The sequence below is a fragment of the Pseudomonas sp. TMW 2.1634 genome (assembly GCF_001703595.1).
Classification (GTDB): domain Bacteria; phylum Pseudomonadota; class Gammaproteobacteria; order Pseudomonadales; family Pseudomonadaceae; genus Aquipseudomonas; species Aquipseudomonas fragi.
The window spans coordinates 3,027,501-3,048,159 of the sequence record NZ_CP016849.1 but is presented as its reverse complement, the minus strand read 5'-3'; the positions used below and the strand labels follow the sequence as shown (position 1 = coordinate 3,048,159).

13 protein-coding genes, 2 tRNA genes and 4 rRNA genes (1 of these 19 running past the window's edge) are annotated in these 20,659 nt (G+C 55.9%); 17 read left to right on the top strand and 2 right to left on the bottom strand.

Going from position 1 to position 20,659, the window contains the following annotated elements; genetic code table 11:
* Positions 1 to 31: 31 nt before the first annotated feature.
* The gene (locus BFC21_RS14555) at positions 32 to 1,015 is read left to right on the top strand and encodes an iron ABC transporter permease (RefSeq protein WP_162939395.1); all 984 of its coding nucleotides are present in this window, start codon (positions 32 to 34) and stop codon (positions 1,013 to 1,015) included.
* A complete protein-coding gene (locus tag BFC21_RS14550; protein WP_083369638.1) occupies positions 1,015 to 1,782 on the top strand; it encodes a heme ABC transporter ATP-binding protein in 768 nt (255 codons plus the stop codon). Before BFC21_RS14555 ends, BFC21_RS14550 begins: the two co-directional genes overlap by 1 nt.
* Positions 1,783 to 2,015: 233 nt before the next feature.
* Here BFC21_RS14550 and BFC21_RS14545 read toward each other — a convergent pair whose 3' ends face one another.
* The gene (locus tag BFC21_RS14545; protein WP_088378182.1) at positions 2,016 to 2,288 is read right to left on the bottom strand and encodes a TfoX/Sxy family protein; all 273 of its coding nucleotides are present in this window, start codon (positions 2,286 to 2,288) and stop codon (positions 2,016 to 2,018) included.
* Positions 2,289 to 2,600: 312 nt separating this feature from the next.
* Positions 2,601 to 4,157: a bifunctional aminoglycoside phosphotransferase/ATP-binding protein gene (locus BFC21_RS14540; protein WP_088378181.1), complete on the bottom strand. Its 1,557-nt coding sequence runs from the start codon at positions 4,155 to 4,157 to the stop codon at positions 2,601 to 2,603.
* 116 nt (positions 4,158 to 4,273) lie between these two features.
* Between BFC21_RS14540 and mrcB the strand changes: the two genes are divergently transcribed.
* The 15 genes from mrcB to BFC21_RS14455 form a co-directional block, all read left to right on the top strand.
* Positions 4,274 to 6,598, top strand: a complete 2,325-nt coding sequence (mrcB, locus tag BFC21_RS14535) for a penicillin-binding protein 1B (protein ID WP_088378180.1) — start codon at positions 4,274 to 4,276, stop codon at positions 6,596 to 6,598.
* A 16-nt stretch (positions 6,599 to 6,614) separates the two neighbouring features.
* Complete coding sequence (locus tag BFC21_RS14530; protein ID WP_088378179.1) at positions 6,615 to 7,352, top strand: M48 family metallopeptidase; 738 nt, start codon at positions 6,615 to 6,617, stop codon at positions 7,350 to 7,352.
* 5 nt (positions 7,353 to 7,357) lie between these two features.
* Positions 7,358 to 7,687 carry a YqcC family protein gene (locus BFC21_RS14525; protein ID WP_029611718.1) on the top strand — a complete coding sequence of 110 codons (330 nt, stop codon included), beginning with the start codon at positions 7,358 to 7,360 and terminating at the stop codon, positions 7,685 to 7,687.
* Positions 7,688 to 8,096: 409 nt separating this feature from the next.
* The gene (locus BFC21_RS14520; protein ID WP_088379533.1) at positions 8,097 to 9,821 is read left to right on the top strand and encodes an acetolactate synthase 3 large subunit; all 1,725 of its coding nucleotides are present in this window, start codon (positions 8,097 to 8,099) and stop codon (positions 9,819 to 9,821) included.
* A gap of 2 nt (positions 9,822 to 9,823) precedes the next feature.
* The gene (gene ilvN / locus BFC21_RS14515) at positions 9,824 to 10,315 is read left to right on the top strand and encodes an acetolactate synthase small subunit (protein WP_016783407.1); all 492 of its coding nucleotides are present in this window, start codon (positions 9,824 to 9,826) and stop codon (positions 10,313 to 10,315) included.
* 49 nt (positions 10,316 to 10,364) lie between these two features.
* Positions 10,365 to 11,381, top strand: coding sequence for a ketol-acid reductoisomerase (gene ilvC / locus BFC21_RS14510; RefSeq protein ID WP_016783406.1), 1,017 nt, complete (start codon positions 10,365 to 10,367; stop codon positions 11,379 to 11,381).
* A 144-nt stretch (positions 11,382 to 11,525) separates the two neighbouring features.
* Positions 11,526 to 12,383 (top strand): CDP-diacylglycerol--serine O-phosphatidyltransferase, encoded by an 858-nt coding sequence (gene pssA, locus BFC21_RS14505; protein WP_016783405.1) that lies wholly within the window; start codon positions 11,526 to 11,528, stop codon positions 12,381 to 12,383.
* Between the two features lie 63 nt (positions 12,384 to 12,446).
* The gene (gene msrP / locus BFC21_RS14500; protein ID WP_088378178.1) at positions 12,447 to 13,460 is read left to right on the top strand and encodes a protein-methionine-sulfoxide reductase catalytic subunit MsrP; all 1,014 of its coding nucleotides are present in this window, start codon (positions 12,447 to 12,449) and stop codon (positions 13,458 to 13,460) included.
* Complete coding sequence (msrQ, locus tag BFC21_RS14495; protein ID WP_088378177.1) at positions 13,460 to 14,074, top strand: protein-methionine-sulfoxide reductase heme-binding subunit MsrQ; 615 nt, start codon at positions 13,460 to 13,462, stop codon at positions 14,072 to 14,074. The genes msrP and msrQ overlap by 1 nt, the downstream gene beginning before the upstream one ends.
* Positions 14,075 to 14,553: 479 nt before the next feature.
* Positions 14,554 to 16,090, top strand: a 16S ribosomal RNA gene (locus BFC21_RS14485).
* Positions 16,091 to 16,171: 81 nt separating this feature from the next.
* Positions 16,172 to 16,248: transfer RNA gene (locus BFC21_RS14480), tRNA-Ile, on the top strand.
* A gap of 29 nt (positions 16,249 to 16,277) precedes the next feature.
* A tRNA-Ala gene (locus BFC21_RS14475) sits at positions 16,278 to 16,353 on the top strand.
* Between the two features lie 233 nt (positions 16,354 to 16,586).
* Positions 16,587 to 19,478, top strand: a 23S ribosomal RNA gene (locus tag BFC21_RS14470).
* Positions 19,479 to 19,624: 146 nt separating this feature from the next.
* Positions 19,625 to 19,740, top strand: a 5S ribosomal RNA gene (gene rrf, locus BFC21_RS14465).
* A gap of 479 nt (positions 19,741 to 20,219) precedes the next feature.
* Positions 20,220 to 20,659: ribosomal RNA gene (locus tag BFC21_RS14455) — 16S ribosomal RNA — on the top strand (it continues 1,097 nt past the right edge of the window).
* The 16S, 23S and 5S rRNA genes sit together here with 2 tRNA genes alongside, the layout of an rRNA operon.

Genomic DNA, 20,659 nt, shown 5'->3' with positions numbered 1-20,659 from the left:
GTCGTTGTTTATTGGCTTGAGCGCGTTGTGCCTGTTGTCGATCTGGCTGTCGCTGGCGCTGGGGCCAGTGAGCCTGCCGTTGTTTGATACCTTGCGTGCAGCACTGCGCCTGGTCGGGGTGCCGATTGCGGGTGAAGGCCTTGAGCAGGCCGAGTTGATCCTGGGGCAGATCCGCTTGCCGCGAACCCTGTTGGGCCTGGCGGTGGGGGGTGTGCTGGCACTGTCGGGCGTGGCCATGCAGGGCTTGTTTCGCAACCCGCTGGCCGACCCCGGGTTGGTCGGCGTCTCCAGTGGCGCGGCCCTGGGCGCGGCAATTGCGATTGTTGGCGGGGCTGCTTTTGGCGGGTTGCCGGAGTTTTTCGGTCCGTACCTGCTGTCGCTGTGTGCGTTTCTCGGTGGCTTGGGGGTCACGGCGCTGGTGTATCGGCTGGGCCGGCGCAACGGCCAGACCAATGTGGCCGTCATGCTGCTTGCGGGCATCGCGCTGACAGCCTTGGCTGGTTCTGCTGTGGGTTTGTTTACCTATCTCGCCGATGACGCGACCTTGCGCACCCTGACGTTCTGGAACCTGGGCAGCCTCAATGGCGCCAGCTATGCCCGCTTGTGGCCACTGTTGATTGTGACGACGGGGGTCGCCCTGTGGCTGCCCCGGCGGGCGAAAGCGCTCAATGCGTTGCTGCTGGGCGAGTCCGAAGCCAGTCACCTGGGTATCGACGTTGAAGGCCTGAAGCGCGAACTGGTGTTTTGCACGGCCCTGGGTGTGGGGGCTGCGGTGGCAGCGGCAGGCATGATCGGTTTTATCGGGTTGGTGGTGCCGCATCTGGTGCGGTTGCTGGCTGGGCCTGATCACCGGGTGCTGTTGCCTGCCTCGGTACTGGCGGGGGCGACCTTGCTGCTGTTTGCCGACTTGATCGCTCGCCTGGCGCTGGCGCCAGCTGAACTGCCCATCGGGATTGTTACCGCGTTTCTCGGTGCGCCTTTCTTCCTTTATTTGCTGATGCGAGGCCGCCACTGATGCTGCGTACGGAAAACCTGCAGATCCGTCGCGATCAGAAAATCGTGCTGGCGGATGTCACCCTGGATGTACGGCCGGGGGAAGTGCTGGGCGTGCTTGGCCCCAATGGCGCGGGCAAAAGCACCCTGCTGGCGGCCCTGTGCGGGGAGCTGGCGCCGACGGGCGGGCAGGTCTGGCTGGATGAGCAGGCTTTGGGCCACTGGAAGGGCGCGCAGCGGGCGCAGCGCCTGGCTGTACTGCCGCAAACCTCGACCCTGGATTTTGCCTTTCGTGTTGAAGAGGTGGTGGGCATGGGCCGACTGCCTCATCAAACGGGTCGTACCCGCGACGCAGAAATAATCCACGAGGCATTGCAGGCCGCCGATGTTGAGCATCTTGCCGGGCGCAGCTACCTGGCGCTATCGGGTGGCGAGCGTCAGCGGGTGCATCTGGCACGGGTGCTGGCGCAATTATGGCCGGGGCAAAACGGCCAGACCCTGCTGCTCGATGAACCCACTTCGATGCTTGACCCCTTGCATCAGCACACCACGCTCAAGGCCATTCGGGCGTTTGCTGATCGCGGCGCCGCGGTGCTGATCATCCTGCATGACCTGAACCTGGCGGCGCGATACTGTGATCGCCTGCTTTTGCTGGAACAGGGTCGCCCACGGGCCCTGGGTTGCCCGCAAGCGGTTCTGCAGCCGGATGAGCTCAAGGCCGTGTTTGGCCTTGATGTATTGGTGCAGCCGCACCCCGAGCTGGGCTGCCCGATGGTGATTGCTCGCTGAGCAACAGTGCCGGTCGCCCGGCTGGCACTTTTCCACAGGCAAAAAAAGACCCGGCAAGAGCCGGGTCAAATAACCGTGATTAGCCTGATGAGGAGATTTTCTGAGAGTCCGAACCAAGGGCCTTTCAGAAGATCGACTGGTCTCGCGACCAGATGGCGTAATCATAACAATTCTCATTTCCATGTCAACAGCTGTTTTTTACCGTTCATCGTGTTCGTTGCCAATTCGCCCTGTCAGGCTTTTTTAAGTGCGGCCAGATGCTCGACTTGCTGGTTGAGCGCCTCTTTGCGTGCGGCAGGAATATCGTTCCAGTGAACATCCAGCAGGGCCCCTTCAATCGCATATAAAAGTACTTTGGATGCTCTGAAACCGCGGGCCTTGACCGCCCGATAAGCATCCACTGCGCCCAGGCGCTTCAAATCCGCGGCACTGTGAATGCCAACGGCGTGCAGCCATTGCGCAGAGGTCTTGCCAAGGTTCTTCAAATGCTGGAGTTCATCGTTCATCAGCTCTCCTTGCGACGGCGTGAGCTCAGCGTTTACGGGGTGTGGTGACTCTATTGAGTGTAGCGCTCAGCAGGAAAGTCACAGTCCGTTAGTCGGTTTTGGAACAAGGCGGGGTTGGAATTGAGCCAATAGGCTGTCGCAAAGTGCAAATCAGCCCCTTGGAGCCAAGGGGGTAGAGCGTCCCAGCCCCCTTGGCAGGCGTCATCCTCCGCGAAACGGGGGCGGCGGATCTGATGTCGTATTTGTGATCGTGGGCGGCTTTGCGCAAACAGGCGCCGTGAAACCCTTGCGGTTTCACGGCGTGCATTGGCTTTACAGGCCCGGCAAACGCTGACGAATGTCGGCAATCAGGGTGTCGAGGCTTTTGCTGTTGTTGGTTTCTACACGCTTGCTGCGCAGGACTTCATCGGCCCCCAGCGGTTCACGGCTGGCTTGCTGTGCCTTGACCACTTCCAGGGTGGCGTCAGACGGGTCGGTGCCCACGGATTTGCGATGGGCCAGCCAGCCTTCGATCACGGCGTCCGGGGCGGTGCAGTCGAGGATCAGGCAAGGCACGCCAGTGGCTTCTGCCACTTGGGCGGCCGCATCGCGCTGCTCGCGCTTGAGGTAAGTGGCGTCAATCACCACCGGGAAGCCCGCGCGCAGCACGATGCCTGCCAGTTCATGCAGTTTGCTGTAGGTGGCAGCGCTGGCGTCAGCGTTATAGATGCCATCGCCGACGGCGTTTTCAGCCGTTTGCTGGCCGAACAGCTGCTTGCGGATGACGTCTGAGCGCAGGCGAATCGCTCCCAGAGCTTCCACGAGTCGCATGGCTACCGAGCTTTTGCCGACAGCAGAAACGCCGTGGGTGATGGTCAGGAAGCGTGAAGGAATCGTGCTGTAGCTTTCCGCCAGGTTGGCATAGTTGCGGTATTGGCGCAGGGTCGCTGCCCGCTGAACCGGGCTGGCTTCGGCCGGCATGCTGAACAGGCTGACCTTGGCACGCACCAGGGCGCGGTAGGCCTTGTAGAAGTTCAGCAGCTCAAGCCCCTGGTAGTCGCCGGTCAGCTCCAGGTACTGGCTGACGAAACGGCGTGCCAGGCATTTCAGGCCACGGTCTTCGAGGTCCATCGCCAGGAAGGCGGTATCGGCGTATACGTCGGTGAAACGGAACGGTTCGTTGAATTCGATGCAGTCGAAAATCACCACCTTGCCGTCAATCATGGTGGCGTTGCCCAGGTGAATGTCACCGTGGCATTCGCGGATAAAGCCCTGGGCCTTGCGCTGCTCGAACAGCGGCTTGAGGCGGGTGAAGCTGGCTTCTGCCCAGGCCTGGAGGGCATCCAGTTGCAGCAGGTCGGCTTTGTCCGAAAGGAACGGGCGAATTTGCTCAAAGTTCTGACGGACCGGATCCATCACCGCTTCAGGCGTGCCCTGGTAGTGCGCTGCAGGAACCTGGGGGGCCTGGGTGTGGAAGTGCGCGATCTGCTGGGCCATTTCGTCGATATGAGCGGCATTGAGCTCGCCATTGGCTTGCAGTGTGCTCAGCAGCTGGCTTTGCGGGAACTGGCGCATTTTCAACGCGTATTCAATGGCCGGGCCTTCACCACCGAATGCTGGCGCGTCGGCGGTGCCGGTGATCGGCAGCACGTCGAGGTACAGGCCTTCGGTCAGGCGCTGGTTAAGGCGCAGCTCTTCATTGCAAAAGTGCTCGCGGCCACTGAGTTCAGTGAAGTCTAGAAAGCCGAAATTGACCGGTTTCTTCAATTTGTAGGCATACGGCCCTGTCAGGATGACCCAGGAGATATGCGTCTCGATAACCTGAAATCCTTCGACTTCATGGGGGTAGAGGTCCGGGTTTTGCAGGGCGGCAATCAGGTTCTGGCTCACGGTTGATCCTTCAAGGTCTGGAATATTCGATGCGCCATTATGGCGGCTGGCAGCGGGAGTGCAAACCGCCGGGCTGCGCATGATGAACATGAATAAAGTGCGTATAATCTCGCGCCATGACTCGTACCCGATCTCCTCGTTCCCGTTCCAAACGTCCCTCTGGCGGCCTTCGGCCCTGGCTGGGCTGGGCAATCAAGCTCAGCCTGGTTGGCCTGGTGGTGCTGGCAGGTTTTGCCGTCTATCTGGATGCCATCGTTCAGGAGAAGTTCTCCGGCAAGCGCTGGACCATCCCGGCCAAGGTGTATGCCCGGCCGCTGGAGCTGTTCGTCGGCCAGAAGCTGAGCAAAAACGACTTCCTCACTGAACTCGATGCGCTGGGCTATCGCCGTGAAAGCGTGGCCAACGGCCCGGGCGCGGCCGCCGTTAATGGCAACACGGTTGACCTCAACACCCGCGGCTTCCAGTTTTACGAAGGCGCCGAGCAGGCGCAGCCGGTGCGGGTCAGGTTCTCAGGCGACTATGTGGCAGAGCTGTCATCGACCAACGGTGCCAAGCTGCCTGTGGTGCGTCTTGAGCCGCTGCTGATTGGTGGCCTGTACCCGAAAAACCTTGAAGACCGGATCCTGATCAATATCGATCAGGTACCGCCGTTTCTGCTTGAGACGCTGGTCACCGTCGAAGACCGGGACTTCTACCACCACTTTGGCGTGTCGCCGAAGTCGATTGCGCGGGCCATGTGGGTCAATACCTCGGCCGGGCAAATGCGCCAGGGCGGCAGTACCCTGACCCAGCAGCTGGTCAAGAACTTCTACCTGACCAATGAGCGCAGCCTCAGCCGCAAGCTGACCGAAGCGATGATGGCGCTGTTGCTGGAGCTGCATTACGACAAGCGCGAGATTCTTGAGGCGTACCTCAATGAGGTGTTCGTCGGTCAGGACGGCCAGCGTGCCGTGCACGGCTTTGGCCTGGCCAGCCAGTTCTTCTTCAGCCAGCCATTGGCCGAGCTGAAGCTGCATCAAGTGGCGTTGCTGGTGGGCATGGTCAAAGGTCCGTCAGCCTACAACCCGCGCCGCTACCCTGAGCGGGCGTTGGTGCGGCGTAACCTGGTGCTCGACTTGCTCGAACAACAAGGCGTTGCCACTGCCGAGCAAGTGGCGGCTGCGAAAAAAATGCCACTGGGTGTGACCAAGCGCGGCAGCCTGGCGGACAGTTCGTTCCCGGGCTTCCTCGACCTGGTCAAGCGTCAACTGCGCGAGGACTATCGCGACGAAGACTTGACCGAAGAAGGGTTGCGGATTTTCACCAGCTTCGACCCGATCCTGCAGATGAAGTCCGAAGCGGCGCTGGGTGAGACCTTCAAGCGCCTGGCCGGGCGCAAGGGTTCGGATGAGGTTGAGGCCGCGATGGTGGTGACCAACCCAGAAACTGGTGAGGTCCAGGCGCTAATCGGCAGTCGTGCGCCGGGCTATGCAGGTTTCAACCGAGCGCTCGATGCGGTACGGCCGATTGGCTCGTTGATCAAGCCGGCGGTTTATCTGACAGCGCTGGAGCGACCAAGCCAGTACACGTTGACCAGTTGGCTGTCGGATGAACCGTTGTCGATCAAAGGTGCTGATGGCCAGATCTGGAAGCCGCAGAACTATGATCGTCGTTCCCACGGTACGATTTTCCTCTATCAGTCGATGATGAACTCCTACAACCTCGGTACGGTAAGGCTGGGGCAGGAAGTCGGCGTGCCGAATGTACTCAAGACCCTTGCGCGGCTGGGTGTGGAGCGCGAGTTCCCGGCATTCCCGTCCATGTTGCTGGGGGCCGGTGCATTGAGCCCGATGGAAGTGGCGACGATGTACCAAACCCTGGCCAATGGCGGCTTCAATACGCCGATGCGCGGTATCCGCAGCGTGTTGACCGCAGAGGGTGAGCCGCTCAAGCGTTATCCGTTCCAGATCCAGCAACGCTTTGACCCGGGTTCGATTTTCCTGATCCAGAACGCGATGCAGCATGTGATGCGCGAAGGTACCGGGCGCTCGGTCTACAACGTACTGCCCAAAAGCCTTGCGCTGGCGGGTAAAACCGGGACCAGCAACGATTCGCGTGACAGCTGGTTCGCAGGGTTCAGCCAGGATTTGCTGGCTGTGGTCTGGCTTGGGCGTGATGACAACGGCAAAACCCCGTTCACGGGGGCGACTGGTGCCTTGCAGGTATGGACCAGCTTTATGAAGAAGGCCGACCCGCTGCCGCTGGATATGCCTCAGCCGGACAACATTGTGCAGGCCTGGATTGATCCGCATACCGGGCAGGGTTCGGATGCCAACTGCCCTGGTGCGGTACAGATGCCGTATATTCGCGGCAGTGAACCGCCAGCCGGTGCCACGTGTGGTGGGCAGGAGCCTGCCACCGGTGAAGCCGTGATGGATTGGGTCAAGGGCTGGTTGAATTAAGCACAGAGGGTTTGACGTGAATAAGTTGTGGATTGCGGCTGTTTCAGCCCTGGCTTTGCTCAATGGTTGTGCCAGCGTGCCACAGGGTTCAATTCCTGTGGTCGACTCTGGTGTTGCGGTGTCGAACAACGAGCGTGTTTCGGCCCAGCGTACGGCGGGGAATTATCCACAGGCCGCTGCGCCGCGTGCCGCTCAGGCGCGCACGATTACCGAGGATTCGGGGGTTGTGGTGATGATTCCGGGCGGCGCTGCCAGTGTGTCGACGCCGATCAGCACCCAGCCGTTCACGCCGGGGCCGATTACCCCTGGTCCGGCGGCAGCGCCGATCAGCACGGGCAGCTATACACCGAGCTCGACCTACAGTGCTCCGGCACCGATTACACCTAGCGGTATTCCGTCAAACAGCGGCGGTCTGGCCGCTGACGAGCAACTGGACGGCCCGGTGCTGGCGCTGCTGACGACTGCCCAGCAGCAGCAATCGAGCGGTGACCTGAACGGCGCTGCGTCGAGCCTGGAGCGTGCCCAACGCGTGGCCCCGCGTGAGCCGCAAGTGCTTTACCGTCTGGCGCAAGTGCGCATGGCGCAGGGTGACACCGCGCAGGCAGAGCAGTTTGCTCGCCGCGGTTTGACGTTCGCCAACGGTCGTCCGGATTTGCAGGCGAGCCTGTGGGGCTTGATTGCCCAGGCCCGTGAGAAACAAGGTGATGCGGCAGGTGCAGCATTGGCCCGTCAAAAAGCCAAGGTGAGCCTCTGATGGTCATGGATGTACGCACCTCTGAAGTGGCCGGGTTCCTGCTGCTGATCGAGCAGGAAATGCGCACCCAGGGCTTGTGGAGTGACAAAGCTCCAACAGAGCACGACTTGTCCAGCCTGGAGCCGTTCAGCGTCGACCGCCTGGACTTTGAGCAGTGGGTGCAGTGGATCTTCCTGCCGAAGATGAAAGTCATCGTCGAGCAGGGCCAGCCTCTGCCCAGTGTCTCGGGTATCTGGCACATGGCCGAGCATGTGTTTGCCCAGCGTCGTGGCAACTGGAAGCCCTTGCTCAAGCATTTCCAGGATTTTGATCGCCTGATCAGCCCTTCCTCCTGAGGTCATGGCTGCCAGTTTTTACTGGCAGCCATCCATTTTCTTGTTGGCTTCAGTCATTTTGCGCGTTTTTTTGTGCGTTCCTGTCGATTTATGCAAATAAATTGAATTGATGGCTTGACTTGGACTGGCCTAATGACAAGAATCGAACTCCCGCTGTAGAGGGACTGCCAGAAGCAGGCTCTCTCAGCAGATCATGAGGCGCACACCCGCGCCGACCTGTAACACCCGCAACGCGTTACCTCGCGCTGGGTGGGAAACCCCCGCAACACTTGGGGAGTTCCCAATACTTGCTCAGTCAGTGCTGACGTAGTCGGCGACCACCGTCGCTCATGCTCTGCTGAAAAGTAAACCTATTAAGACCCGTTCGTATTTTTGTGGACGGTATTCTGGCGTTTTAGAGGTGAACAACGTGGAGCTTTTGTCTGGTGGTGAGATGCTCGTCCGCTTTTTGCGCGACGAAGGTGTCAAATATATCTACGGGTACCCTGGTGGTGCTCTCCTGCATGTCTACGACGCACTGTTCAAAGAGCCGGAAGTTACCCACATCCTGGTTCGCCATGAACAAGCTGCAACCCATATGGCTGACGGCTACGCCCGTGCTACCGGCAAAGCCGGTGTAGTACTGGTGACTTCCGGGCCGGGTGCTACCAACGCCATCACCGGTATTGCCACGGCCTATATGGACTCCATTCCGATGGTGATCATTTCAGGTCAGGTGCCCAGCACCATGGTCGGAACCGATGCCTTCCAGGAAACCGACATGATCGGTATCTCCCGGCCCATCGTGAAGCACAGCTTCATGATCAAGCATGCTTCGGAAATCCCTGAAGTCATGAAAAAGGCGTTCTACCTCGCGCAATCCGGCCGTCCAGGCCCGGTCGTGGTCGATATCCCGAAAGACATGACCAACCCGGCGGAAAAGTTCGAATACGTTTTCCCGAAAAAAGCCAAGCTGCGCTCCTACAGCCCGGCCTTGCGTGGCCACTCAGGCCAGATCCGCAAGGCGGCCGAGATGCTGCTGGCGGCCAAGCGCCCTGTGCTTTACGCAGGCGGCGGGGTTATTTTGGGCGGTGGCTCGGCGCCACTGACCGAACTGGCAAAAATGCTCAATGTGCCGGTGACCAATACGCTGATGGGCCTGGGTGCCTACCCTGGCACCGACCGTCAGTTTGTCGGCATGCTCGGCATGCATGGCAGCTTCACGGCCAACATGACCATGCACAACGCCGACGTGATCCTGGCGGTAGGTGCGCGCTTTGATGACCGTGTCATCAACGGCCCATCCAAGTTCTGCCCGAACGCCAAGATCATCCATATCGATATCGACCCGGCGTCCATCTCCAAAACCATCAAGGCGGACGTGCCAATCGTGGGCCCCGTTGAGAGCGTGCTGACCGAAATGGTCGCCATCCTCAAGGAAATCGGCGAGAAGCCAGACCCGCAGGCCGTTGCCAGCTGGTGGAAGCAAATCGACGAATGGCGCGGTGACGGCGGTCTGTTCCCGTACAACAAGGGCGACGGCAGCCAGATCAAGCCACAGGCCGTTATCGAAATGCTCTGCGAAGTGACCAAGGGCGATGCCTATGTCACGTCCGATGTGGGTCAGCACCAGATGTTCGCGGCCCAGTACTATCGCTTCAACAAGCCGAATCGCTGGATCAACTCCGGTGGTCTGGGCACGATGGGCTTTGGTTTCCCGGCTGCGATGGGGGTAAAACTGAGCTTCCCTGATGCTGACGTTGCCTGCGTGACAGGCGAGGGCAGTATTCAGATGAACATTCAGGAATTGTCGACGTGCTTGCAGTACGGCCTGCCCGTCAAAATCGTCAGCCTCAACAATGGTGTGCTGGGGATGGTGCGTCAGTGGCAGGACATGAACTACGGCAGTCGTCACTCGCACTCGTATATGGAATCGCTGCCTGACTTCGTCAAGCTGGCTGAAGCCTATGGCCATGTAGGTATCCGGATCACCGATCTGAAAGACCTCAAGCCGAAAATGGAAGAAGCCTTTGCCATGAAGGATCGCCTGGTGTTCCTGGATATTCAGGTCGATACCAGTGAGCACGTATACCCGATGCAGATCAAAGATGGCTCCATGCGCGACATGTGGCTGAGCAAGACGGAGCGTACTTAATCATGCGGCACATTATTTCCTTGCTTCTTGAAAACGAACCGGGCGCCTTGTCTCGTGTTGTCGGGCTTTTTTCGCAACGCAACTACAACATCGAAAGCCTGACCGTGGCACCTACCGAAGACCCGACCTTGTCGCGTCTGACGTTGACCACGGTGGGGCATGATGAGGTGATCGAGCAGATCACCAAAAACCTGAACAAGCTGATCGAAGTGGTCAAGTTGGTGGATCTGTCGGAAAGCGCTCACATCGAGCGCGAGCTGATGCTGGTCAAGGTCAAGGCAACAGGTGCGCAGCGCGCAGAAATCAAACGCACCACGGATATCTTCCGTGGGCAGATCGTTGATGTCAGCGCCAGTGTGTATACCGTGCAGTTGACAGGCACCAGCGAGAAGCTCGACAGTTTCATTCAGTCGATTGGAACCGCCTCGATCCTGGAAACAGTTCGCAGTGGCGTCACCGGGATTGCCCGTGGCGACAAAGTACTCAGCATCTAAAACTAACAAGTGCTAATTGGCCGGAATGGCCTGGATATAAGGGAAAATCATGAAAGTTTATTACGACAAAGACTGCGACCTTTCGATCATCCAGGGCAAAAAAGTAGCCATTATCGGTTACGGCTCCCAGGGTCACGCTCAAGCCTGCAACCTGAAAGATTCCGGCGTTGACGTAACCGTTGGCCTGCGCAAGGGTTCAGCCACTGTCGCCAAGGCAGAAGCTCACGGCCTGAAAGTTACTGACGTTGCCAGCGCTGTTGCCGCTGCTGACCTGGTCATGATTCTGACCCCGGACGAGTTCCAGTCCTCGCTGTACAAGAACGAAATCGAGCCGAACATCAAGAAGGGCGCCACACTGGCCTTCTCCCACGGTTTCGCGATTCACTACAACCAGGTTGTGCCGCGTGCCGACCTCGACGTGATCATGATCGCGCCAAAGGCACCGGGCCACACTGTGCGTTCCGAATTCGTTCGCGGCGGCGGTATCCCTGACCTGATCGCTATCTATCAGGATGCCTCGGGCAATGCCAAGAACCTGGCTCTGTCTTACGCTTCGGGCGTAGGCGGCGGTCGTACCGGTATCATCGAAACCACCTTCAAGGACGAAACTGAAACCGACCTGTTCGGCGAGCAGGCTGTTCTGTGTGGCGGTACTGTTGAACTGGTCAAGGCAGGCTTTGAAACACTGGTTGAAGCCGGTTACGCGCCAGAAATGGCTTACTTCGAGTGCCTGCACGAATTGAAGTTGATCGTTGACCTCATGTACGAAGGCGGTATCGCCAACATGAACTACTCGATCTCCAACAACGCCGAGTACGGCGAGTATGTGACTGGCCCTGAAGTGATCAACGCTGAGTCCCGTCAGGCAATGCGTAACGCTCTGAAGCGCATTCAAGATGGTGAGTACGCGAAGATGTTCATCAGCGAAGGTGCTACCGGCTACCCTTCGATGACCGCCAAGCGTCGTAACAACGCTGCTCACGGTATCGAAGTCATCGGCGGGCAACTGCGCTCGATGATGCCTTGGATCGGCGCGAACAAAATCGTTGACCAAGCCAAGAACTAAGTTCCTGGTGTGAAGAGAAAACGCGGCCCAGGCCGCGTTTTTTCGTTTAAGCGGCCGCTTCTGGTATAAAGCAGGATCGTTTGCGGGTGCGTGTAGGCCCCAAGCTTCTATCGAAACTTTCCATATCGTTGCAAGGTAATGTCCATGAGCGAACGTCCCGAAGAGCCAAAAGCGGCTTCAGACGCCGATAGCCTGCTGCCTGTCGATGAGCATGTCGAAGAAGGGCATGACGCCGAAGGCCGAAAAGTCCGGCATCGTGGTATCTATCTGCTGCCGAACCTTTTCACCACTGCGAACCTGTTCGCCGGTTTTTATTCCATCATCAGCTCCATGAGTGCTCAAAGTGCCATGAGTGCGGGTGATGCCGCTGGGGCAAGCAAGTACTTTGCATTTGCCGCCATCGCCATTTTTGTCGCTATGGTGCTCGACGGCCTTGATGGTCGTGTCGCCCGGATGACCAATACCGAAAGTGCGTTTGGTGCCGAGTACGATTCCCTGTCGGACATGGTTGCCTTTGGCGTTGCCCCTGCGTTGCTGGCTTTTGGCTGGGCACTGGGGGATATGGGCAAGGTCGGCTGGATGGTGGCCTTTATTTATGTTGCAGGCGCGGCGTTGCGTCTGGCGCGCTTCAATACCCAGGTCGGCACGGCCGACAAACGCTACTTTATCGGTCTGGCCAGCCCGGCTGCGGCGGGTGTGGTGGCAGGTATCGTCTGGGCATTCAGTGATTACGGTATTCAGGGCTCGAAAATGTCGTTCCTGGTTGCCTTGCTCGTTGCGGCTGCCGGCATGCTGATGGTGAGCAACATCAAGTACAACAGCTTCAAGGAGCTGGACCTGAAAGGGCGCGTTCCTTTTGTGGCCATCCTGGCTGTGGTGCTGGTATTCGCTGTTGTATTCAGTGATCCACCGCGCATTCTGTTGCTGGCCTTCCTGGCATACGCCGCTTCGGGGCCGATCCAGTACTTGCTGCGCTTGCGCCGTAACAAAAACGCCGAGTGATGTAATTTCTCCCATACTCCGTAGTCTATTGGTGCATCAGTCCTCCAATACTGCGGAGTTGTCATGCTCATCAAGCTGCCTGAAGCGTCCGACTGCAAAGAGTCGGACGTTACGCCTGAATCCTTCTATTTATCCCGTCGTGCATTGCTGGGCAGTTCGCTTGCCGGATTGGCTGTGGGCGCGCTTCCACGCTGGGCCAGTGCCGAAGAGGCGGCGCGCTATGCGGATGTTGAGCCAGGCAAGGCGCCAGCCTGGTTTGCCGACAAGCTTGCGCAGACCCAATGGCAGGCTGTCACGGTCAAGGGAGAGGCCATCACGCCATTCAAGGACGCGACCCACTACAACAACTATTATGAGTTCGGCGCCGACAAGGGCGATCCGGCGCAAAATGCTGGCGCCTTGAAAACCGAACCCTGGACGGTGGTGGTAGACGGAGAGGTGGGCAAGCCGGGGCGTTATGCCCTGGAAGACTTCATGAAACCCTACCAGCTGGAAGAGCGGATCTATCGCCTGCGGTGTGTCGAAGCCTGGTCAATGGTGATTCCGTGGATGGGTTTTCCCATTTCGCAGCTGCTCAAGCAGGTGGAACCGACCTCCAAGGCCAAATACATACGCTTTGAAACCTTGCAGGACCCGAAGGTGATGCCTGGGCAACGTTCGGGTTTTGCACTGATCGACTGGCCTTATGTCGAAGGGTTGCGACTGGATGAAGCGATGAATCCGTTGGCGATTTTGGCGGTGGGTATGTATGGCCGCGAGTTGCCGAATCAGAATGGAGCGCCGCTGCGGCTGGTAGTGCCCTGGAAGTATGGCTTCAAAAGTGTGAAATCCATTGTGCGAATCAGTCTGGTGGAGACGCAGCCCAAAACCACCTGGCAAAGCATTGCTGCGGATGAGTATGGCTTTTATGCCAACGTGAATCCCACAGTTGACCATCCACGCTGGACCCAAGCGCGTGAGCGGCGTTTGCCGAGCAGTCTGTTCAGCCCGAATGTGCGTGATACCCAGATGTTTAACGGTTACGCCGATCAGGTGGCTTATCTGTATACCGGCCTCGATTTGCGGAAGAACTACTGATGAAATTTCTACCCTGGCGCATTGGCGTTTTTATGGCTGCCGCCATTTGGCCTTTGTATTGGCTGTATGAAGCCTGGATCTTTGCCCTGGGGCCAGACCCGGGCAAGGTCCTGGTCGATCGTTTGGGGTTGGGTACGCTAATACTGTTGTTGGTGACCTTGAGCATGACACCGATGCACAAACTGACAGGCTGGCCGGGCTGGATTGCCGTGCGCCGGCAAATAGGCTTGTGGTGCTTTGCCTATGTGGTGTTGCACCTGTGTGCCTATTTGACATTTGTGCTGGGGTTCGACTGGTCCCAATTGGGGGTCGAATTGCGCAAGCGCCCCTATATCATTGTTGGCAGCCTGGGGTTCTTGTGTTTGCTGGCCCTGGCGGTGACCTCCAATCAATACAGTCAGCGACGGTTGGGCGCACGTTGGAAGAAACTCCATCGCCTGGTTTATGTGGTGGTCGGGTTGGGGCTGCTGCATATGCTCTGGATAGTGCGCGCGGATCTCAAGGAATGGGCAATTTATGCCTGTATTGGTGTAGGCCTGCTCGCCTTGCGCATACCGCTGGTGAAGAGCCGCATTCCGCGTCTATATAAGAAGAAATCAGCTTCTGCGGTTTAACTTCAAATAAGTGCTTGACCCGAGATTCAAACGGCCTATAATTCGTCCCACTTCCGGCGCAGTCGAAACGGAAAACTCCTTGAGTTTCAATGAGTTGGCTAGTTTTCGACGGTACCAGCTTCAAGTCACCGAAGCAGGAAATGAGGTGTTGACAGCAGCGTGTAACGCTGTAGAATTCGCCTCCCGCTAACGAGAGATCGAAAGCGCAAGTGGTTGATGTTGTAGAGGAAACTTTGAAAACATCTTAAAATAACCGCTTGACAGCAACAGAGGCTGCTGTAGAATGCGCGCCTCGGTTCAGCGAAAGCTAAACCAACCGCTCTTTAACAATTGAATCAAGCAATTCGTGTGGGTGCTTGTGGAGTCAGACTGATAGTCAACAAGATTATCAGCATCACAAGTTACTCCGCGAGAAATCAAAGATGTAACCAACGATTGCTGAGCCAAGTTTAGGGTTTCTTAAAAACCCAAAGATGTTTGAACTGAAGAGTTTGATCATGGCTCAGATTGAACGCTGGCGGCAGGCCTAACACATGCAAGTCGAGCGGTAGAGAGAGGCTTGCTTCTCTTGAGAGCGGCGGACGGGTGAGTAATACCTAGGAATCTGCCTGATAGTGGGGGATAACGTTCGGAAACGGACGCTAATACCGCATACGTCCTACGGGAGAAAGCAGGGGACCTTCGGGCCTTGCGCTATCAGATGAGCCTAGGTCGGATTAGCTAGTTGGTGAGGTAATGGCTCACCAAGGCTACGATCCGTAACTGGTCTGAGAGGATGATCAGTCACACTGGAACTGAGACACGGTCCAGACTCCTACGGGAGGCAGCAGTGGGGAATATTGGACAATGGGCGAAAGCCTGATCCAGCCATGCCGCGTGTGTGAAGAAGGTCTTCGGATTGTAAAGCACTTTAAGTTGGGAGGAAGGGCATTAACCTAATACGTTGGTGTCTTGACGTTACCGACAGAATAAGCACCGGCTAACTCTGTGCCAGCAGCCGCGGTAATACAGAGGGTGCAAGCGTTAATCGGAATTACTGGGCGTAAAGCGCGCGTAGGTGGTTTGTTAAGTTGAATGTGAAATCCCCGGGCTCAACCTGGGAACTGCATCCAAAACTGGCAAGCTAGAGTATGGTAGAGGGTAGTGGAATTTCCTGTGTAGCGGTGAAATGCGTAGATATAGGAAGGAACACCAGTGGCGAAGGCGACTACCTGGACTGATACTGACACTGAGGTGCGAAAGCGTGGGGAGCAAACAGGATTAGATACCCTGGTAGTCCACGCCGTAAACGATGTCAACTAGCCGTTGGGAGTCTTGAACTCTTAGTGGCGCAGCTAACGCATTAAGTTGACCGCCTGGGGAGTACGGCCGCAAGGTTAAAACTCAAATGAATTGACGGGGGCCCGCACAAGCGGTGGAGCATGTGGTTTAATTCGAAGCAACGCGAAGAACCTTACCAGGCCTTGACATCCAATGAACTTTCTAGAGATAGATTGGTGCCTTCGGGAACATTGAGACAGGTGCTGCATGGCTGTCGTCAGCTCGTGTCGTGAGATGTTGGGTTAAGTCCCGTAACGAGCGCAACCCTTGTCCTTAGTTACCAGCACGTAATGGTGGGCACTCTAAGGAGACTGCCGGTGACAAACCGGAGGAAGGTGGGGATGACGTCAAGTCATCATGGCCCTTACGGCCTGGGCTACACACGTGCTACAATGGTCGGTACAAAGGGTTGCCAAGCCGCGAGGTGGAGCTAATCCCATAAAACCGATCGTAGTCCGGATCGCAGTCTGCAACTCGACTGCGTGAAGTCGGAATCGCTAGTAATCGTGAATCAGAATGTCACGGTGAATACGTTCCCGGGCCTTGTACACACCGCCCGTCACACCATGGGAGTGGGTTGCACCAGAAGTAGCTAGTCTAACCTTCGGGAGGACGGTTACCACGGTGTGATTCATGACTGGGGTGAAGTCGTAACAAGGTAGCCGTAGGGGAACCTGCGGCTGGATCACCTCCTTAATCGACGACATCAGCTGCTCCATAAGTTCCCACACGAATTGCTTGATTCATTGAAGAAGACGATAGAAGTAGACCAAAATTGGGTCTGTAGCTCAGTTGGTTAGAGCGCACCCCTGATAAGGGTGAGGTCGGCAGTTCGAATCTGCCCAGACCCACCAATTTTGTTTGGAAGCACCTGTAGAAATATGGGGCCATAGCTCAGCTGGGAGAGCGCCTGCCTTGCACGCAGGAGGTCAACGGTTCGATCCCGTTTGGCTCCACCATTACTGCTTCTTTATCGTAAAGCTTAGAAATGAGCATTCCATCAGATGATGGTGAATGTTGATTTCTGATCTTTTGGTTAGATCGTTCTTTAAAAATTTGGGTATGTAATAGAAAGTTAGACTGGATAGCACTTTCACTGGTGTTTATTCAGGCTAAGGTAAAATTTGTGATTGAAAGCAAATTTTCGGCGAATGTCGTCTTCATAGTATAACCAGATTGCTTGGGGTTATATGGTCAAGTGAAGAAGCGCATACGGTGGATGCCTTGGCAGTCAGAGGCGATGAAAGACGTGGTAGCCTGCGAAAAGCTTCGGGGAGTCGGCAAACAGACTTTGATCCGGAGATGTCTGAATGGGGGAACCCACCTAACATAAGTTAGGTATCTTAAGCTGAATACATAGGCTTAAGAAGCGAACCAGGGGAACTGAAACATCTAAGTACCCTGAGGAAAAGAAATCAACCGAGATTCCCTTAGTAGTGGCGAGCGAACGGGGACCAGCCCTTAAGCTGTATTGATGTTAGCGGAACGCTCTGGAAAGTGCGGCCATAGTGGGTGATAGCCCTGTACGCGAAAACATCTTTGCAGTGAAATCGAGTAGGACGGAGCACGAGAAACTTTGTCTGAATATGGGGGGACCATCCTCCAAGGCTAAATACTACTGACTGACCGATAGTGAACTAGTACCGTGAGGGAAAGGCGAAAAGAACCCCGGAGAGGGGAGTGAAATAGATCCTGAAACCGTATGCGTACAAGCAGTGGGAGCCCACTTTGTTGGGTGACTGCGTACCTTTTGTATAATGGGTCAGCGACTTATTTTCAGTGGCAAGCTTAACCGAATAGGGGAGGCGTAGCGAAAGCGAGTCTTAATAGGGCGTCTAGTCGCTGGGAATAGACCCGAAACCGGGCGATCTATCCATGGGCAGGTTGAAGGTTGGGTAACACTAACTGGAGGACCGAACCGACTACCGTTGAAAAGTTAGCGGATGACCTGTGGATCGGAGTGAAAGGCTAATCAAGCTCGGAGATAGCTGGTTCTCCTCGAAAGCTATTTAGGTAGCGCCTCATGTATCACTGTAGGGGGTAGAGCACTGTTTCGGCTAGGGGGCCATCCCGGCTTACCAAACCGATGCAAACTCCGAATACCTACAAGTGCCGAGCATGGGAGACACACGGCGGGTGCTAACGTCCGTCGTGAAAAGGGAAACAACCCAGACCGTCAGCTAAGGTCCCAAAGTTATGGTTAAGTGGGAAACGATGTGGGAAGGCTTAGACAGCTAGGAGGTTGGCTTAGAAGCAGCCACCCTTTAAAGAAAGCGTAATAGCTCACTAGTCGAGTCGGCCTGCGCGGAAGATTTAACGGGGCTCAAACCATACACCGAAGCTACGGGTATCACTTAGGTGATGCGGTAGAGGAGCGTTCTGTAAGCCTGTGAAGGTGAGTTGAGAAGCTTGCTGGAGGTATCAGAAGTGCGAATGCTGACATGAGTAACGATAATGGGTGTGAAAAACACCCACGCCGAAAGACCAAGGTTTCCTGCGCAACGTTAATCGACGCAGGGTTAGTCGGTCCCTAAGGCGAGGCTGAAAAGCGTAGTCGATGGAAAACAGGTTAATATTCCTGTACTTCTGGTTATTGCGATGGAGGGACGGAGAAGGCTAGGCCAGCTTGGCGTTGGTTGTCCAAGTTTAAGGTGGTAGGCTGGAATCTTAGGTAAATCCGGGATTCTAAGGCCGAGAGCTGATGACGAGTGTTCTTTTAGAACACGAAGTGGTTGATGCCATGCTTCCAAGAAAAGCTTCTAAGCTTCAGGTAACCAGGAACCGTACCCCAAACCGACACAGGTGGTTGGGTAGAGAATACCAAGGCGCTTGAGAGAACTCGGGTGAAGGAACTAGGCAAAATGGCACCGTAACTTCGGGAGAAGGTGCGCCGATGGAGGTGAAGCATTTACTGCGTAAGCCCCTGTCGGTCGAAGATACCAGGCCGCTGCGACTGTTTATTAAAAACACAGCACTCTGCAAACACGAAAGTGGACGTATAGGGTGTGACGCCTGCCCGGTGCCGGAAGGTTAATTGATGGGGTTAGCTAACGCGAAGCTCTTGATCGAAGCCCCGGTAAACGGCGGCCGTAACTATAACGGTCCTAAGGTAGCGAAATTCCTTGTCGGGTAAGTTCCGACCTGCACGAATGGCGTAACGATGGCGGCGCTGTCTCCACCCGAGACTCAGTGAAATTGAAATCGCTGTGAAGATGCAGTGTATCCGCGGCTAGACGGAAAGACCCCGTGAACCTTTACTATAGCTTTGCACTGGACTTTGAATTTGCTTGTGTAGGATAGGTGGGAGGCTTTGAAGCGTGGACGCCAGTCTGCGTGGAGCCAACCTTGAAATACCACCCTGGCAACTTTGAGGTTCTAACTCAGGTCCGTTATCCGGATCGAGGACAGTGTATGGTGGGTAGTTTGACTGGGGCGGTCTCCTCCTAAAGAGTAACGGAGGAGTACGAAGGTGCGCTCAGACCGGTCGGAAATCGGTCGTAGAGTATAAAGGCAAAAGCGCGCTTGACTGCGAGACAGACACGTCGAGCAGGTACGAAAGTAGGTCTTAGTGATCCGGTGGTTCTGTATGGAAGGGCCATCGCTCAACGGATAAAAGGTACTCCGGGGATAACAGGCTGATACCGCCCAAGAGTTCATATCGACGGCGGTGTTTGGCACCTCGATGTCGGCTCATCACATCCTGGGGCTGAAGCCGGTCCCAAGGGTATGGCTGTTCGCCATTTAAAGTGGTACGCGAGCTGGGTTTAGAACGTCGTGAGACAGTTCGGTCCCTATCTGCCGTGGACGTTTGAGATTTGAGAGGGGCTGCTCCTAGTACGAGAGGACCGGAGTGGACGAACCTCTGGTGTTCCGGTTGTCACGCCAGTGGCATTGCCGGGTAGCTATGTTCGGGAAAGATAACCGCTGAAAGCATCTAAGCGGGAAACTTGCCTCAAGATGAGATCTCACTGGAACCTTGAGTTCCCTAAAGGGCCGTCGAAGACTACGACGTTGATAGGTTGGGTGTGTAAGCGCTGTGAGGCGTTGAGCTAACCAATACTAATTGCCCGTGAGGCTTGACCATATAACACCCAAGCAATTTGCTTAGAAGCGAATTGCGGTGTGTGAAGACGATACAAACCGAAAGTTTGCGGTTCACAAAACACCAACTATTACATACCCATTCGCTGGAGCGTGCGCCGCAAGGCAAACGACCTGGCTACCGAATTTCTTGACGACCATAGAGCATTGGAACCACCTGATCCCATCCCGAACTCAGTAGTGAAACGATGCATCGCCGATGGTAGTGTGGGGTTTCCCCATGTGAGAGTAGGTCATCGTCAAGATTAAATTCCAAAAACCCTGTCTGCTCACGCAGACAGGGTTTTTGTTTTTATATAAGTACAAGCTTTGTAAAAAGCTCGTACGGTTAATCAGGCCATTTGCCTGGCTAACCACTCGATTATCTCAATCGAAAGAAGCAGGAAATAAAGCGTTGACAGCAGTGTGTAACACTGTAGAATTCGCCTCCCGCTAACGAGATATCGAAAGCGCAAGTGGTTGATGTTACAGAGGAAACTTTGAAAACATCTTAAAATAACCGCTTGACAGCAACAGAGGCTGCTGTAGAATGCGCGCCTCGGTACAGCGAAAGCTGACCAACCGCTCTTTAACAACTGAATCAAGCAATTCGTGTGGGTGCTTGTGGAGTCAGACTGATAGTCAACAAGATTATCAGCATCACAAGTTACTCCGCGAGAAATCAAAGATGTAACCAACGATTGCTGAGCCAAGTTTAGGGTTTCTTAAAAACCCAAAGATGTTTGAACTGAAGAGTTTGATCATGGCTCAGATTGAACGCTGGCGGCAGGCCTAACACATGCAAGTCGAGCGGTAGAGAGAAGCTTGCTTCTCTTGAGAGCGGCGGACGGGTGAGTAATACCTAGGAATCTGCCTGATAGTGGGGGATAACGTTCGGAAACGGACGCTAATACCGCATACGTCCTACGGGAGAAAGCAGGGGACCTTCGGGCCTTGCGCTATCAGATGAGCCTAGGTCGGATTAGCTAGTTGGTGAGGTAATGGCTCACCAAGGCTACGATCCGTAACTGGTCTGAGAGGATGATCAGTCACACTGGAACTGAGACACGGTCCAGACTCCTACGGGAGGCAGCAGTGGGGAATATTGGACAATGGGCGAAAGCCTGATCCAGCCATGCCGCGTGTGTGAAGAAGGTCTTCGGATTGTAAAGCACTTTAAGTTGG

Excerpts from the sequence above, each read along its gene's own strand:
- pssA (WP_016783405.1), top strand. The coding sequence starts at position 11,526 with ATGAGCGAACGTCCCGAAGAGCCAAAAGCGGCTTCAGACGCCGATAGC.
- BFC21_RS14545 (WP_088378182.1), bottom strand. The coding sequence starts at position 2,288 with ATGAACGATGAACTCCAGCATTTGAAGAACCTTGGCAAGACCTCTGCG.
- BFC21_RS14550 (WP_083369638.1), top strand. The coding sequence starts at position 1,015 with ATGCTGCGTACGGAAAACCTGCAGATCCGTCGCGATCAGAAAATCGTG.
- msrQ (WP_088378177.1), top strand. The coding sequence starts at position 13,460 with ATGAAATTTCTACCCTGGCGCATTGGCGTTTTTATGGCTGCCGCCATT.
- msrP (WP_088378178.1), top strand. The coding sequence starts at position 12,447 with ATGCTCATCAAGCTGCCTGAAGCGTCCGACTGCAAAGAGTCGGACGTT.
- mrcB (WP_088378180.1), top strand. The coding sequence starts at position 4,274 with ATGACTCGTACCCGATCTCCTCGTTCCCGTTCCAAACGTCCCTCTGGC.
- BFC21_RS14525 (WP_029611718.1), top strand. The coding sequence starts at position 7,358 with ATGGATGTACGCACCTCTGAAGTGGCCGGGTTCCTGCTGCTGATCGAG.
- ilvC (WP_016783406.1), top strand. The coding sequence starts at position 10,365 with ATGAAAGTTTATTACGACAAAGACTGCGACCTTTCGATCATCCAGGGC.
- ilvN (WP_016783407.1), top strand. The coding sequence starts at position 9,824 with ATGCGGCACATTATTTCCTTGCTTCTTGAAAACGAACCGGGCGCCTTG.